Origin of the sequence: Virgisporangium aurantiacum (assembly GCF_016863635.1) — a bacterium.
Classification (GTDB): domain Bacteria; phylum Actinomycetota; class Actinomycetes; order Mycobacteriales; family Micromonosporaceae; genus Virgisporangium; species Virgisporangium aurantiacum.
This window is the reverse complement of the sequence record NZ_BOPG01000037.1, coordinates 140,467-154,299: the sequence shown is the minus strand read 5'-3', so window position 1 is coordinate 154,299 and position 13,833 is coordinate 140,467. Positions and strand designations below refer to the sequence as shown.

The 13,833-nt window shown below is 71.6% G+C and carries 14 protein-coding genes; 7 read left to right on the top strand and 7 right to left on the bottom strand.

Features of this window, described 5'->3' with window-relative positions:
- Positions 1-18: 18 nt before the first annotated feature.
- Positions 19-588 (bottom strand): TetR/AcrR family transcriptional regulator, encoded by a 570-nt coding sequence (locus Vau01_RS30385; RefSeq protein WP_203999575.1) that lies wholly within the window; start codon positions 586-588, stop codon positions 19-21.
- A gap of 77 nt (positions 589-665) precedes the next feature.
- On the opposite strand from Vau01_RS30385, the gene Vau01_RS30380 reads away from it, so the two are divergent.
- A complete protein-coding gene (locus Vau01_RS30380) occupies positions 666-1,541 on the top strand; it encodes an SDR family oxidoreductase (protein WP_203999571.1) in 876 nt (291 codons plus the stop codon).
- Here Vau01_RS30380 and Vau01_RS30375 read toward each other — a convergent pair.
- Complete coding sequence (locus tag Vau01_RS30375; protein ID WP_203999568.1) at positions 1,531-2,091, bottom strand: TetR/AcrR family transcriptional regulator; 561 nt, start codon at positions 2,089-2,091, stop codon at positions 1,531-1,533. The two genes, Vau01_RS30380 and Vau01_RS30375, sit on opposite strands and share 11 nt — an antisense overlap.
- A gap of 81 nt (positions 2,092-2,172) precedes the next feature.
- On the opposite strand from Vau01_RS30375, the gene Vau01_RS30370 reads away from it, so the two are divergent.
- Complete coding sequence (locus Vau01_RS30370) at positions 2,173-3,129, top strand: NADP-dependent oxidoreductase (RefSeq protein WP_203999565.1); 957 nt, start codon at positions 2,173-2,175, stop codon at positions 3,127-3,129.
- A 157-nt stretch (positions 3,130-3,286) separates the two neighbouring features.
- On the opposite strand, the gene Vau01_RS30365 is transcribed toward Vau01_RS30370, so the two are convergent.
- The 5 genes from Vau01_RS30365 to Vau01_RS30345 form a co-directional block, all read right to left on the bottom strand.
- Positions 3,287-4,594: a sulfite oxidase gene (locus tag Vau01_RS30365; RefSeq protein ID WP_203999562.1), complete on the bottom strand. Its 1,308-nt coding sequence runs from the start codon at positions 4,592-4,594 to the stop codon at positions 3,287-3,289.
- A gap of 62 nt (positions 4,595-4,656) precedes the next feature.
- A complete protein-coding gene (locus tag Vau01_RS30360; RefSeq protein ID WP_239151970.1) occupies positions 4,657-5,328 on the bottom strand; it encodes a GNAT family N-acetyltransferase in 672 nt (223 codons plus the stop codon).
- 17 nt (positions 5,329-5,345) lie between these two features.
- On the bottom strand, positions 5,346-6,296 hold the full coding sequence (locus tag Vau01_RS30355) for an ABC transporter substrate-binding protein (protein WP_203999556.1): 951 nt from the start codon (positions 6,294-6,296) through the stop codon (positions 5,346-5,348).
- 8 nt (positions 6,297-6,304) lie between these two features.
- Positions 6,305-7,057: an amino acid ABC transporter ATP-binding protein gene (locus tag Vau01_RS30350; RefSeq protein ID WP_203999758.1), complete on the bottom strand. Its 753-nt coding sequence runs from the start codon at positions 7,055-7,057 to the stop codon at positions 6,305-6,307.
- A gap of 2 nt (positions 7,058-7,059) precedes the next feature.
- Entirely contained in the window at positions 7,060-8,028 is a 969-nt protein-coding gene (locus Vau01_RS30345; protein WP_239151969.1) for an amino acid ABC transporter permease, read from the bottom strand.
- Positions 8,029-8,247: 219 nt separating this feature from the next.
- Here Vau01_RS30345 and Vau01_RS30340 point away from each other — a divergent pair, with 219 nt between their 5' ends.
- From Vau01_RS30340 to Vau01_RS30320, 5 genes are read left to right on the top strand one after another with little or no spacing between them, the layout of a single operon-like run.
- Positions 8,248-9,141 carry a glutathione S-transferase C-terminal domain-containing protein gene (locus Vau01_RS30340; RefSeq protein ID WP_203999552.1) on the top strand — a complete coding sequence of 298 codons (894 nt, stop codon included), beginning with the start codon at positions 8,248-8,250 and terminating at the stop codon, positions 9,139-9,141.
- A complete protein-coding gene (locus tag Vau01_RS30335; RefSeq protein WP_203999550.1) occupies positions 9,138-10,328 on the top strand; it encodes an LLM class flavin-dependent oxidoreductase in 1,191 nt (396 codons plus the stop codon). Before Vau01_RS30340 ends, Vau01_RS30335 begins: the two co-directional genes overlap by 4 nt.
- Complete coding sequence (locus tag Vau01_RS30330) at positions 10,328-11,638, top strand: NtaA/DmoA family FMN-dependent monooxygenase (protein ID WP_203999548.1); 1,311 nt, start codon at positions 10,328-10,330, stop codon at positions 11,636-11,638. The genes Vau01_RS30335 and Vau01_RS30330 overlap by 1 nt, the downstream gene beginning before the upstream one ends.
- Positions 11,635-12,678: an LLM class flavin-dependent oxidoreductase gene (locus Vau01_RS30325; RefSeq protein WP_203999546.1), complete on the top strand. Its 1,044-nt coding sequence runs from the start codon at positions 11,635-11,637 to the stop codon at positions 12,676-12,678. The genes Vau01_RS30330 and Vau01_RS30325 overlap by 4 nt, the downstream gene beginning before the upstream one ends.
- Positions 12,675-13,832, top strand: a complete 1,158-nt coding sequence (locus Vau01_RS30320; RefSeq protein ID WP_203999544.1) for an LLM class flavin-dependent oxidoreductase — start codon at positions 12,675-12,677, stop codon at positions 13,830-13,832. Before Vau01_RS30325 ends, Vau01_RS30320 begins: the two co-directional genes overlap by 4 nt.
- Position 13,833: the final 1 nt, after the last annotated feature.

Here is a 13,833-nt window from a genome sequence, read left to right as displayed (position 1 = left end):
GGCGTTGCCCGGCGTCCGTCAGAGTGGTGGCCGGCACAGACCGTCCAATGTGACCTCGATGAGGCGGTCGGCCTGTTCGGGCGAGGCCTGGCCCCGCAACCACGCGGCCGCGCCCATCACCGCGGTGAGGTCGGCCGCGGTCGCGTCGGGGCGCACCTTGCCGAGCCGCCGGGCGCGGGCGACGACCGCTTCCGTGATGGCGTCCAGCCGGGCACAGGCCGCGTGCAGTTCTGAGGTTTCGTCGTCGATGCCCGCGGCGCCGGCGATGACGTCGGCGAGGCCGGTGTAGGCGGCGGCGTGGCGGGCGACCGCGCGCGTCCATTCCGTGAGCGCCTCGGCGGCCCCGGCGTCGGCGAGCAGCCCGTCGCCGAACGCGAACAGTTCGAGGTGACGTTGCCGGAGCACGGCGCCGAGCAGCGCGCGCCGGTTCGGGAAGTGCCCGTAGAGCGTGCCGATCGCGACGCCGGCCTGCCGCGCGATGCCCTCCAGCGACGCGCCGGTGCCCTGCTCGCGGAACGCCACCTCGGCGTGTTCGAGGAGTCGCTCGTAGTTACGCACGGCGTCGGCACGCGGTCGTCGGCCGGCCATCCACAACCCCCGGGCTAAGTCGAGGCACCCTCGATATATTGTCGAGGCCCCCTCAGCTTAGTGGACAGGACGACGTCATGATTCTCGTAACCGGAGCCACCGGCTCGATCGGCCGCGCTCTCGTCCGTCACCTGGCCGCGGGCGGGGTCGAGGTCCGCGCCTTCGTCCGTGACGCCGAACGTGGCGCGGCGCTCGGCGTCCCCTACACGGTGGGCGACCTCGACGAGCCCGGCAGTCTCGACGCGGCGCTCGACGGCGTCACCCGGCTGTTCCTGAACTCCGGCGGCGCCGTGCCGGCCGACGGCGAGCAGCCGATGGTGCGGCAGCAGAAGGCCGCGATCGACGCCGCGGTTCGGGCCGGGGTCCGCCGGATCGTCAAGGTGTCGGTCGAGGGCGCACGGCCGGGTGGACGCCTGGCGCAGGGCGCGCACTGGGAGATCGAGCGGCACCTGACGGCGTCCACTGTGGACCGGACGGTCCTGCGGCCGAACGGGTTCATGCAGAACTTCGTCACCGGCGCCGGCTCGTTCACCGCCGACGGCGACCTCATCGGCCACCACACCGACGCCCCGGTGTCCTATGTGGACGCCCGCGACATCGCCGAGGTGGCCGCGGCCCTGCTCACCGGCGACCACGAATCCGCCGAGACGCTCGTGCTCACCGGCCCCGAGGCCCTCACCCAGACCGCGATCGCCGCACAACTGTCCACTGTGGCCGGTCGCCGGGTGGGTTTCCACCGCCTGCGTCCGGCCGAGATGGCGGAGGCGCTGCGCGCGCAGGGTCTCCCCGCCCCCTTCGCCGACGACGTGGCCGCCCTGTGGGCCGAGGTCGCCGAGGGCGCGCTGGCCGGGGTCACCGACACGGTGCCGCGGATCCTCGGCCGGCCGGCCCGGTCGTTCGCCGAGTTCGCGACCGACCACTCGGACGAGCTCCGCTCGCGCCTCACCCCGTAGGGCGGGGAGACAGGGCGTCCAGGATCAGCGCGAACAGGTGGTCTCGCCGGTCGGCGAGCGACGGGGCCTGCTCGGCCATCCAGCCGACCGCGTTGACCAGCGCGAACAGGTCTGTCCCGTCGACGTCGGGGCGGATGTGGCCGGCCTTCTGGGCGTCGGCCAGGAGCCGGGCGCCGGCCTCGCGCATCGCCCGGCACGACGCGTGGAGCGGTGAGCCCTCGTCGGCCAGCGTCGCGAGCATCGAGGCGGGCAGGCCGCGGAACGTGCCGGATCCGTGGACGAAGTCGCGGAGCCACTCCGACAGTGCCTCGTCCGGTGGGAGCCGGGCAGACAGGTCGGCGGCCCGCGTCGCCAGGCGTTCGAAGCCGCGGCCGAGCAGCGTCTCCAACAGGGCCTCGCGGGTCGGGAAGTGCCGGTACAGGGTGCCGAGGCCGACGCCCGCCCGGCGGGCGACGTCGCGCAGCGAGGCCTGCGTCCCCTGCTCCTCGACCACCTCGCGGGCCACGGCAAGGAGACGCTCGTAGTTGCGCTGAGCGTCGGCGCGGGGCATGAGACTCCTCACCGTTGACAAACGGAGCAGTGCTCCGCTTATTATCCGGAGCACTGCTCCGAATAGTACCGGGAGGAACCCGTGAAGGCGATCAGGGTGCACAGGCAGGGTGGACCGGAGGTCCTGACGTACGAGGAGGTGCCGCGGCCGGTGCCGGGGCCGGGCGACGTGCTGATCCGCGTGCGCGCCGCCGGCGTCAACCCGCCGGACTGGTACGCCCGGTCGGGCTTCTCCACGATTCCGGCGGCGCTCCGTCCGCGGCTCGCGCTTCCGACCACACCCGGCACGGACGTGTCCGGCGTCGTCGAGGCGACCGGTGACGGCGTGACGGAGTGGCGACCGGGCGACGAGGTGTTCGGGCTCATCCGATTCCCGAACCTGAACAACGGCGGCAAGGGCTACGCCGAGTACACCACGTCCCCGGTCGGCGACCTCGCGCGCAAACCGGCGGCCGTCGACCACGTCCGGGCCGCCGCCGTGCCGATGGCCGGGCTCACCGCGTACCAGTTCCTGTTCGTCCACATCGGACTCACGCCCGGAAAGCGGGTGCTCGTGAACGGCGCCGCCGGGGGCGTCGGCCATTTCGCGGTGCAACTGGCCAAGGTGACGGGCGCGCACGTGATCGCGGTGGCCTCGACGAGGCACGAGGAGTTCCTCCGCGACCTCGGCGCCGACGAGTTCGTCGACTACACGACGACCGCGGTCGAGGAGACGGTCCGCGGCGTCGATCACGTCATCGACACGGTCGGCGGCCCGCACGCCCACCGGCTCGTGCACACCGTGCGTGCGGGCGGCACCGTCAGCCCGGTCTTCTTCGGCGAGTACCACCGCGACCGCGCGGCCGCCCGCGGCATCACGTTTCCGGGCGGCCAGGTGCGGTCGAGCGGTGAACAGCTCGCCGACCTCGCCCGGCTCATCGACGAGGGGTCGGTGCGCGTCGGCATCGACAGCGTCTACCCGCTCGCCGACGCGTCGGCGGCGCACGAGCGCGCCGAACGTGGTCACCTCCAGGGGAAGATCGTGCTGACCGTCAGCTGAGGTAGGCCAGTTCCGGGAAGTGGCCACGGTAGGCGTCGAGCAGGCGGCCCGCCACCGCGACCGAGTCGACGAGCGGATGGGTCGCCAGCGCCCGCACGGCCGAGGCCCGCGATCCGCTCGCGGCCGCGTGCAGGATGTCGCGATCGGAAGCCTTGGTTCAGGCCACGGTCACCGGGTGCCGGACGACCGCGCCGAACTGGTAGCCGAGGGTGTTGTACGGCGACACGTCGGGCTGGCTCACGCCGGTTTCGTCGGTGGCGCGCGCCAACAGGTCGTACGCGCCCGCCGCCGGTGGCCGCCAGGAGAGGTGCCACCGCCGCCACCCGGTGTCGACCGCCGGTCCGAACAGCGTGGCCCGCCGCCACGTCGCTCCGCCGTCGGTGCTCACGTCGACGCGCCTGATGCCGCCGTTGCCGGACCACGAGCGGCCCTGCAACCGGACCGGTCGGCCGGCCGGCAGTTGCGCACCCCGCGCGAGTTCGAACGCGCTCTTGACCACCTGCCGGCCGAGCGGCGCGCTGCCCTCGGCCGGGTAGTCGGGCCCGAAGAACCGGTAGAACTGGGTGTTCCACGGCGTGAACAACGGTTCGGCCGACACCTCGATCTGCCCGACCCATTTGATCGACGAGATGCCGATCCAGGACGGCACGACGACCCGCACCGGGTAACCGTGGTCGGGCGGCAGCGGCTCGCCGTTCATCTCGTAGGCCAGCACCACGTCGTGCAGCGCCTTGCCGATCGGGATCGGCCGGCGCACCGGCCCGAGGTCGACACCGCCGGACACGAAGTTCGCGTCGAGCCCCGCCGGGAGCACGTCGACCGCGTCGGGGCGGAGACCGGCCAGCCGCAACACCGTCGACAGGCGCACGCCGCGCCACGTCGCGACGCCGACGGCGCCGAGTTGCCAGGCCGTGCCGGACACCGACTGGCCCTGCTGGGTGGTGAAGAAGCTCCGCCCGTTGCCGGCGCACTCGATGAACGCGGTGAGCGTCGTCGACGGCAGCCGGCGCAATTGCTTCAGGCTGACCGTGATGGGATTGTCCACTGTGGGCGATCCGTGCAGCCCGGCACCGAACAGCTTCAGCCGCCAGGCGTCGCCGTCGACGGTCGGGGTACTCGAGTGGTTGCGGACGAAGAACCGGTCGATCGGCACCCGGTAGCCGACGTCGCGCAGCGCGTCCCAGCGCGTCTCCGCGTTGGTGCCGAACACCGTGAACAGCTCCGGCGGCAGGGGTTTCACGATGGGACCCGCCGCGACCGAACCCGCCGCGGGGGCCGGGCCGCCCGCCCGAACGGGCCCGGCCACCGCCGCGGATCCACCCCCGAGCACCGGCACGGCGGCGAGCCCGAGACCGGCCGACAGCCGCAACGCCGTCCGCCGGGAGAAGCCGTCTCCGCGGGCCCGGCCGGCCTCCCACTGAGCCAGCCGGGTGCTGTCGTAGCGGCCCTCGTCGAACGACCTCATCGGTTCCTCCGCCCCGCCATACTCTACCGTGCCGATAGGATAACGGGGAAACGACCGGAAGGCTACGGGGAGGTCAGCATCGCGAACATCGTCCGCTTCCGCAGGCGGAATCCGATCGACTCGTAGAGCCGGATCGCGTTGGTGTTGGTGGCGGACGCGTGCATGAACGGCGTCTCGCCGCGTCGGCGGATCCCGGCGGCGACCGCGCGCACCAGTCGCGTCGCGAGGCCCTGCCCCCGGTGCGCCTCGTCGGTGCACACCGCGCTGATCTCGGTCCAGCCCGGCGGGTGCAGCCGCTCCCCCGCCATCGCGACCAGCCGGCCGCCGCGGCGGATCCCCAGGTACGTACCGAGTTCGACCGTGCGGGCCAGGAACGGACCCGGTTGCGTCCGCTCGACCAGGTCGAGCATCTCCGGTACGTCGTCGGCACCCAGCACCACCGCGTCCGGATCGTCGGCCGCCACCAGCCGGTCGTCGACGAGTTGCACGCCGGCGCCGCGGAACTGCACCCGCCACCCGGCCGGCGGATCGACGGTGTCACCGGACAACGCGACCGAGCCGCCCCGGCCGATCAGCGTCGCGAGATCGGCCCAGGCGTGGGGATCGGCGCGGTCGGCCAGGGTGGCGAACCGCGTCACCGCCGGGTCGTACCTGGCCGCGGCGCCGCTCACTTCCGCGAAACGTGCGTGGGGACCGGTGAGCGCGGCCCACACCGGGTTGTCGAGGACCGGCACCGATCCAATGTGGACAGTCATTTTCTGGGCAGCCCTGGCGGGTTGACCTCGCTCGTCGGGATGGCCTCGCCGCTCAGGCCCCAGCGGTCGAGCACCTGCTTGTACTTCCCGCTCTTGATGACGACGTTCAGCGCTTCCGCCACCGGCGCGGCCACCGCGTTGCCCTTCTTCGTCATCGCCGCGATCTGTGCGGGCACGTCGCCGCCGCCCGGCACGATGCCGACCACCTTCGTCTCACCGCTGACCGCCGCGTGGTAGGCGAGCGCCGGGTTCGGGCCGAAGTACGCGTCGATCCGGCCCGACGACAACGCGAGTTGGTACTCGGTGGCACCCTGGAAGTACGTGATCTTCGCCGGCTCGAGGCCGTCCTTCTTCAGCTGGTCGTTCCAGCGCAGCAACACCTGCTCCTGGTTCGTGCCGGAACCCACGGAGACGTTGAGCCCGGCGATGTCGGCCGGCTTGTCGATCTTCGTGATCTTGCTCTTCTTCGCCACCTCCCAACCGAGCGAGTCGACCCGGTACGAGGCGAAGTCGTAGATGTCCTTGCGTTCCTCGGTGACCGTGATGTTCGAGAAGCCGACGTCGTTCTGTCCACTTCGGACGACCAGGAAGAGGTTCTCCCACGACGTCGGCTGCAGGTCGAGTTCCAGCCCGAGCACGTCGGCGACGAGTTGGGCGATGTCGGGCTCGACGCCGATGATGGTCCGGTCGTCGTTGGCCCGGAACGCCAACGGCGGCGAGCCCTGCCCGCTCACCCCGACGGTCAGCTTGCCGTCGGCCCTGATGGCGTCGGGCACCTTCGCGGCGATCGCGGCGACCTTGTCGGCGCGGACGCGTTTCTGGTCCGGGGAAAGGTTTATCTGGACGCCGCCGGTGTCCGTCGACGCCGCGGTCTTCTCCGCGTCGGGGGTGCCGCAGGCGGCCAACGCAAGTCCCAGCGCCAGCACGGGAACGAGGATCCGTCGCACAACTCCTCCTAGAGAACCTTGTCGAGGAACGACCGGGTGCGGTCGTGCCGGGGACGGTCGAGCACCTCGGCCGGCAGGCCCTGCTCGACGATGCGGCCGTCGTCCATGAAGACCACGCGATCCGCGACCTCGCGGGCGAAGCCGACCTCGTGGGTGACGACGATCATCGTGGTGCCGCCGCGCGCGAGGCCCTTCATGACCTCCAGCACCTCGCCGACGAGTTCCGGATCGAGTGCCGAGGTGGGTTCGTCGAACATGACGATCTTCGGGTCGAGCGCGAGCGCGCGGGCGATCGCGACCCGTTGCTGCTGCCCGCCGGACAGCCGTCGCGGATAGGCGTCGGCCTTGTCTTGCAGGCCGACCCGGGCGAGCAGGTCCAGTGCCCGCGCCCGCGCCACCGCCCGCGGCCGTCGTTGCGCGGAGACCGGCGCCTCCACCACGTTCTCGAGCGCGGTCAGGTGCGGGAACAGGTTGAAGTTCTGGAACACGAAGCCGACGTGCGTCCGCTGGCGGAGGATCTCCCGCTCGGTCAGTTCCCGCAGCCGGCCGCCGACGAGGCGGTAGCCGATGAGCTCGCCGTCGATGCGCACGTATCCGCGGTCGACCTTCTCCAGGTGGTTGATGCAGCGCAGCAGCGTCGACTTTCCCGACCCGGACGGGCCGAGAATCACCACCACCTCGCCCGGGTCGACCGTCAGGTCGACGCCCCGCAGCACGTCGATCGGGCCGAAGCTCTTGTGCACACCGTGCACGTCCACCATCGTCACGGAAGATCCTTCAACAGGACGGCGCGCCGTCGCCGGGCCGCGGCCGCATCACCGACGACGCGCCGGAACCGTTGCCACGGCGTGGGTGGCAACACCCGCACCGCGCCGCGCGCGTAGTACCGCTCGATGTAGAACTGCACGATCGACAGCACGGTGGTCAGCAGCAGGTACCAGATCGCGGCGACGAGCAGCAGCGCGATCACCCGCCCGTTGCGGGCGTAGATGACCTGCACCTGGTAGAAGAGTTCGGGGATCGCCATGATGTACACCACCGAGGTCCCCTTCACCAGGCTGGTGATCTCGTTGCTGGCGTTGGGAATGATGGTGCGCATCGCCTGCGGCAGCAGGATCCGCCGGATCTGGCGCCAGCGCGGAATGCCCAGCGCGGCGGCGGCCTCCAGCTGTCCCTGGTCGACCGACAGGAACCCCGACCGCACGATCTCGGCGCAGTACGCCGCCTGGTGCAGCGCCAGCCCGAGCGTGGCGGCGGTGAGCGGGCCGATCAGGTCCTGGGTGCCGATGTCGAAGAACGCCGGCCCGAACGGCACACCGATCGAGATCCGGTCGTAGAGCAGCGCCAGGTTGAACCAGAACAGGAGTTGCAGGATCAGCGGCACCGACCGGAACAGCCACACGTAACCCCACGAGAACCCGACGAGCACCGGGCTGCGCGACAGCCGCATCAGCGCGAGCACCGTGCCGAGCGCGAACCCGATGACGATCGCGAATCCGGTCAGCTGCAACGTCACGCCGACGGAGCGCAGAATCGTCTCGTAGAACAGGTACTGGGCGGCGACCGGCCAGTCCCAGGCGGGATTGGTGATGAGCGCGTTCAGCGCCATGGCGAGCAGAACGGCGGCCGCGAGGCTCGCGACCCACCGCCACGGCCGCCGGGCCGGTATCACCGGCAGTTCGGCCGCCGCGAGCGCGGTCTCACGCGCGGCGACGTCGGGTGGAGCGGTCACGCCACACACCTCTTCTCGGCGCAGGGGGTCACGCCGCCGGGCACTCACGGCGGTGAATCGAAGAACGGGTGACGCACATGGAACGGGCATCACCCGCCGGTGTCAACGGTTGACCACCGGAACTGTCAGCCACGTCACGACAACCCTCCGAGGTCTGGCCAAATTCCTATCAGGCCGATAGAGTTTGGAGGTTGTCGCACCCGGAAAACAGGAGGCCGCATGCCTCTCCCCCGCTTCGCCAGTCCGGTCGACGCCGAGCGCTTCGGCGAGTACCGGATCCACCGGCGCCCCGACGACCCCCGGCCGCTGCTGCGCTTCCACGGCCGCATCGGCGGGCCGGCCACCACGCCGGCGGCGGGCCGGTACCACCTCTACGGCGGCACGTTCTGTCCGTGGTCGCAGCGGGTCGACATCACCCGGCGGCTGGCCAACCTCACCGGGGTGGTCTCACTGTCCTATGTGGACGACGAGCGGGACGGCCGCGGCTGGGCGTTCCGGCCGGCGCGCGGGCCCGATCCGGTCAACGGTTTCGCGTTGCTGCGCGAGGCGTTCGAGGCGACCGAGCCCGGGTTCGACGGCCACGTCAGCGTTCCGGCGCTGTGGGACCGCGAGCACCGGCGGCTGGTGAGCAACGACTCGGACGGCATCGCGAACGACCTCGCGAGCCGGTTCACCGCGATCACGACGCCGATCGTCGACACGTACCCGGTGGCGCTGCGGCCCGAGATCGACGCGCTGAACGGGTGGCTCGGGCCCGCGGTCAACAACGGCGCGTCGCTCGCGGCCCGGCACCGGTCGGGCGGCATCGCCGCGGCCGCGCGGGACGCGTTGCTGTGGACGTTCGCGACGCTCGACCGGCGGCTGGCCGGATCGCGCTACCTGCTCGGTGACGCGCTGACGCAGGCCGACATCCGGCTCTGGGTCGCGCTGGTGCGCTACGACGTCGGGCCCAACGCGACCCGGTCGATCAACGGCGGGCTGGACGCGTACCCGAACCTGTGGGCGTACGCGCGGGAGCTGTACCGCGTCCCGGCGTTCCGCGACACCACCGACTTCGCGACGTTCGCGGCGGACGGCGCCGAGATCCCCGACTGGGAGGGAGTGACCGTATGACCGGACCGATCAGGCTGGGCGTGGCGCTCGACGGTGCGGGGTGGCACCCGGCCGCCTGGCGGCATCCCGCGGCGCGTCCCGACGGGATCTTCTCCGCGGCGTACTGGGTCGACCTGGTCAACACGGCGGCGGCCGGCGACCTCGACTTCGTCGGCTTCGAGGACTCGCCGGGCCTGCAGTCCACCCGCCTCGACGGCCCCGACGGTCGCACCGACCAGGTGCGCGGACGGCTCGACGCGGTGCTCCTGGCGGCCCGCGTGGCACCCGTGACCGAGGGCATCGGGCTGATACCGACGGCGACCCCGACGCACCTCGAACCGTTCCACCTCGCCACCGCGCTCGCGACACTCGACTTCGTGAGCTCCGGCCGCGCCGGCTGGCGGCCGCAGATCTCGGCGAGGCACAGCGACGCCGCGCTGTTCGGCCGCCGCGAGGTGCCGGAGCTGACCGGCTACGACGAGAACCTCCAGGAGCGGCTGACCGATCTGCTCGACGAGGCCGCCGACGCGGTCGAGGTGGTGCGCCGGCTGTGGGACAGCTGGGAGGACGACGCGGAGATCCGCGACGTCGCCACCGGCCGGTTCGTCGACCGCGACAAGCTGCACTACATCGACTTCGTCGGGCAGTGGTTCAGCGTCAAGGGACCGTCGATCACGCCACGGCCCCCGCAGGGTCAGCCGGTGATCGCCGCGCTGGCGCACTCCACGCCGATCTACGAGTTCGCGGCGCGCACATCGGATCTCGTCTACGTCACCCCACGCGACCCCGACGACGCCAGGCGGATCCTCGCCGAGGTCGACGCGGCACAGCGGGCGGTCGGCCGCACCGGGCCCCCGTTGCGGGTGTTCGCCGACGTGCTCGTGCACCTCGACGCCGCCGACGGCACCGGCGCCGACCGCAGGGCCCGCCTCGACGAGCTCGACGGCGCGGAGCACCGGTCCGACGCGGCGACGTTCACCGGCAGCGCCGAACAACTCGCCGACCTCCTCGTCGACTACTGGAGCGCGGGCGTCACCGGCGTCCGGCTGCGGCCGGCGGTGCTCCCGCTCGACCTCGACTCCATTGTGGACTTCCTGGTGCCCGAGCTACGCCGGCTCGGCGTCTACCGCGCCGGCGACAACGGGTACACGCTGCGCGGCCGGCTCGGGTTGGAGAAACCGAAGAACCGCTACGCGGAGGCCCGCTGATGCCCAAGCAGGTCATCCTCGCCGCGCACTTCCCCGGCGTGAACAACCAGACCGTGTGGAGCGATCCGGCGTCGGGCAGCCAGATCGACTTCGCGTCGTTCGTCCACCTGGCGAAGACCGCCGAGCGCGGCCGGTTCGACTTCTTCTTCCTCGCCGAGGGGCTGCGCCTGCGCGAGCAGCGCGGCCGCATCCACGACCTCGACGTCGTCGGCCGGCCCGACGCGCTGACCGTCCTCAGTGGACTGGCGGCGGTGACGGAGCACCTGGGGCTGGGCGCCACCGTGAACGCCACGTTCAACGAGCCGTACCAGTTGGCCCGCCAGCTCGCCACGCTCGACCACCTCTCCGGCGGGCGGGCGGCGTGGAACGTGGTCACCTCGTCCGACGCGTTCACCGGGGAGAACTTCCGGCGCGGCGGCTTCCTGGACTACAGCCAGCGGTACGAGCGGGCCGCCGAGTTCGTCGCGGTCGCCCGGAAGCTCTGGGACTCCTGGGATCCGGACGCGCTGGTCGCCGAGACGGGCCGGTTCGTCACAGGCCAACCGGGTGCCTTCCGACACCGGGGCGCGCAGTTCGACGTCACCGGGAATTTCACCGTTCCCCGGAGCCCGCAACGGCATCCGGTCATCATCCAGGCCGGCGACTCCGACGCGGGCCGCGACTTCGGCGCCGCGACGGCCGACGCCATCTTCAACCGGCACGGCACGCTCGAAGCGGGCCGGGCGTTCTACAAGGACGTCAAGGAGAAGGTGCGCCGGCACGGCCGCGACCCGGACTCGGTCAAGCTGCTGCCCGGTGTGACGTTCGTCCTCGGCGACAGCGACGCCGACGCGCAGGAGCGCGCGCACCACATCCGCCGGCAGCAGGTGAGCCCGCAGACCGCGATCCTGTTGCTGGAACAGGTCTGGAACCGCGACCTGTCGGCCTACGACCCGGAGGGCCCGCTCCCGAAGGAGGACCCGAACGTCGACGCGACGTCGATCATCCAGGGCCGCGCGCGGATGACCAGAGACCCGCTGGAGACCGCGGCGAAGTGGCGCGCGCTCGCCGAGGAGAAGAACCTCGGCATCCGCGACCTCATCATCGAGGTCACCGGGCGGCAGTCGTTCATCGGGACGCCCGCGCACGTCGCCGAGCAGATGAACCTGTTCGTGCAGACCGACGCGTGCGACGGCTTCATCGTCGTCCCGCACCTGACGCCCACCGGCCTCGACGGGTTCGTCGACACGGTGGTGCCGCTGCTGCAGGAGCGCGGCGTGCTCCGATCCGAATACACCACGCAGACGCTACGGGAGCACCTGGGCCTATGAAGTTCCTCGCCATCACGCTCATCGTGCACGGGCCCGACGCGACCAAGTCGACCCACCAGCGGCTGCGGGAGGTCGTCGACAACGCCGTGCTGGCCGAGGAGCTCGGGTTCGACGGGTTCGGCGTCGGCGAACGGCACGAGCGGCCGTTCATCTCGTCGTCCCCGCCCGTGGTGCTCAGCCACATCGCGGCGCGCACGTCGACGATCCGGTTGTTCACCGCGGTCACCACGCTGAGCCTGCTCGACCCGGTGCGCGCGTACGAGGACTACGCGACGCTCGACCACCTCTCCGACGGCCGGTTGGAGCTGATGATCGGCAAGGGGAACGGCGCCGCGCAGGCGCAGCTGTTCCACGTCACCGCCGCCGACCAGTGGGACCGCAACCGCGAGGGTTACGAACTGTTCCGCCGGCTCTGGCGGGAGGACCGGGTGACGTGGGAGGGCCGGTTCCGCCCGTCGCTCACCGACGCCGAGGTGCTCCCCCGGCCGTACCAGCAACCCGTGCGGGTCTGGCACGGCAGCGCCACGAGCCGCGAGTCGGTCGACCTGGCCGCGCGCTTCGGCGACCCGCTGTTCTCGGCGAACGTGACCAACCCGATCGACCCCTACGCCGAGCTGATCGACTACTACCGGGAGCGGTGGGTCCACTATGGACACGACCCGGCCGACGCGCTCGTCGGCGCCGGGTCGGCCGGCTTCTACGCCGCGCGCACGTCGCAGGAGGCGGTGGAGACCTACCGGCCCATCTACGACAAGCGGCTGGCGCTGTTCCGGAGCGTCGGCGTCGAGCCCGTGTTCCCGACGCTGGAGGACGCGATCGAGCGCAGCTCGATCCTCGTCGGGAGCCCGCGGCAGATCATCGACAAGGTGCACCGGTACCACGCCCGCTTCGGGCACGAGGTGATGCACCTGTCGGCGGAACCGGACGGCCTGACCGAGAAGCAGCACCGCCGGTCGCTGGAGCTGTTCCAGAGCGAGATCGCGCCGGTGCTGCGGCGCGAGCTCCCCAGCCGTCCCCTCACGAAAGCGAACGTGCCATGACGACGCCACTGTCCATTCTGGACCTCGCACCGGTGAAGTCCGTTGCCGGCTTGTCGCCGAAAGAGGCGACGGGCAACACCGCGGCCAAGGCGATCCGCGAGACCATCGATCTGGCGGTCCGGGCCGAAGCCGCCGGCTACCACCGCTACTGGCTGGCCGAGCACCACTTCACCCCGGGCGTGGCCAGTTCCTCGCCGGCGGTGCTGATCGCACTGGTCGCAGCCGCTACCCAGCGGATCCGGGTGGGCTCGGGCGCCGTCCAGTTGGGACACCAGACGGCGATCGCGGTGGTGGAACAGTTCGGCACCATCGACGCGCTGCACCCCGGCCGCATCGACCTCGGGCTGGGACGCAGCGGCCAGCGCCGCGCGGAGGCCGTCAAGGAGCTCAACACGGCCGCTCCGCCGAAGGAGGAGGCCTTCCGCACCGACAACGGCCTGCTGATCCCGGCACCGTTCTCGTTCTCGAAGCTGCTCGCGTCGCCGAAGTTCGCGCTGTACGCGTCGCTGCTCCAGCAGCCCGGTGCGGAGAGCCCCGACTTCGCCGATCAGGTCGACGACATCATCGCGCTGCTCGCCGGAACCTACGTGTCGGCCGACGGCCTCGACGCGCACGCCGTCCCCGGCGAGGGTGCCGACCTCGACCTGTGGATCCTCGGCAGCAGCGGCGGGCAGAGCGCGCAGGTGGCCGGCGAACGCGGCCTGCCGTTCGCGGCGAACTACCACGTGGCGCCGTCGGCGGTGCTGGAGGCGGTCGAGGCGTATCGGGCCGCGTTCAAGCCGTCGGCGCGGCTCGACAAGCCGCACGTGCTCGTCTCCGCCGACGTCGTGGTCGCCGCGACCGACTCGACGGCGGCCGAACTCGCGGCACCGTACGGGTTGTGGGTGCGCAGCATCCGCACCGGCCACGGCGCGATCCCGTTCCCGTCGGCCGTGGAGGCCGCCGCCCACGAGTGGACCGACGACGACCGGCAGCTCGTCGCCGACCGCGTCGACACCCAGTTCGTCGGCACCCCGGACCGCGTCGCCGACCAGCTCCGCGTCCTGCGCGACGCCACCGACGCCGACGAGTTGCTCGTCACCACGATCACGCACGACCACACCGATCGTGTGCGGTCCTTCGACCTTCTCGCGGAGGAATGGGTAACGTCCTAGG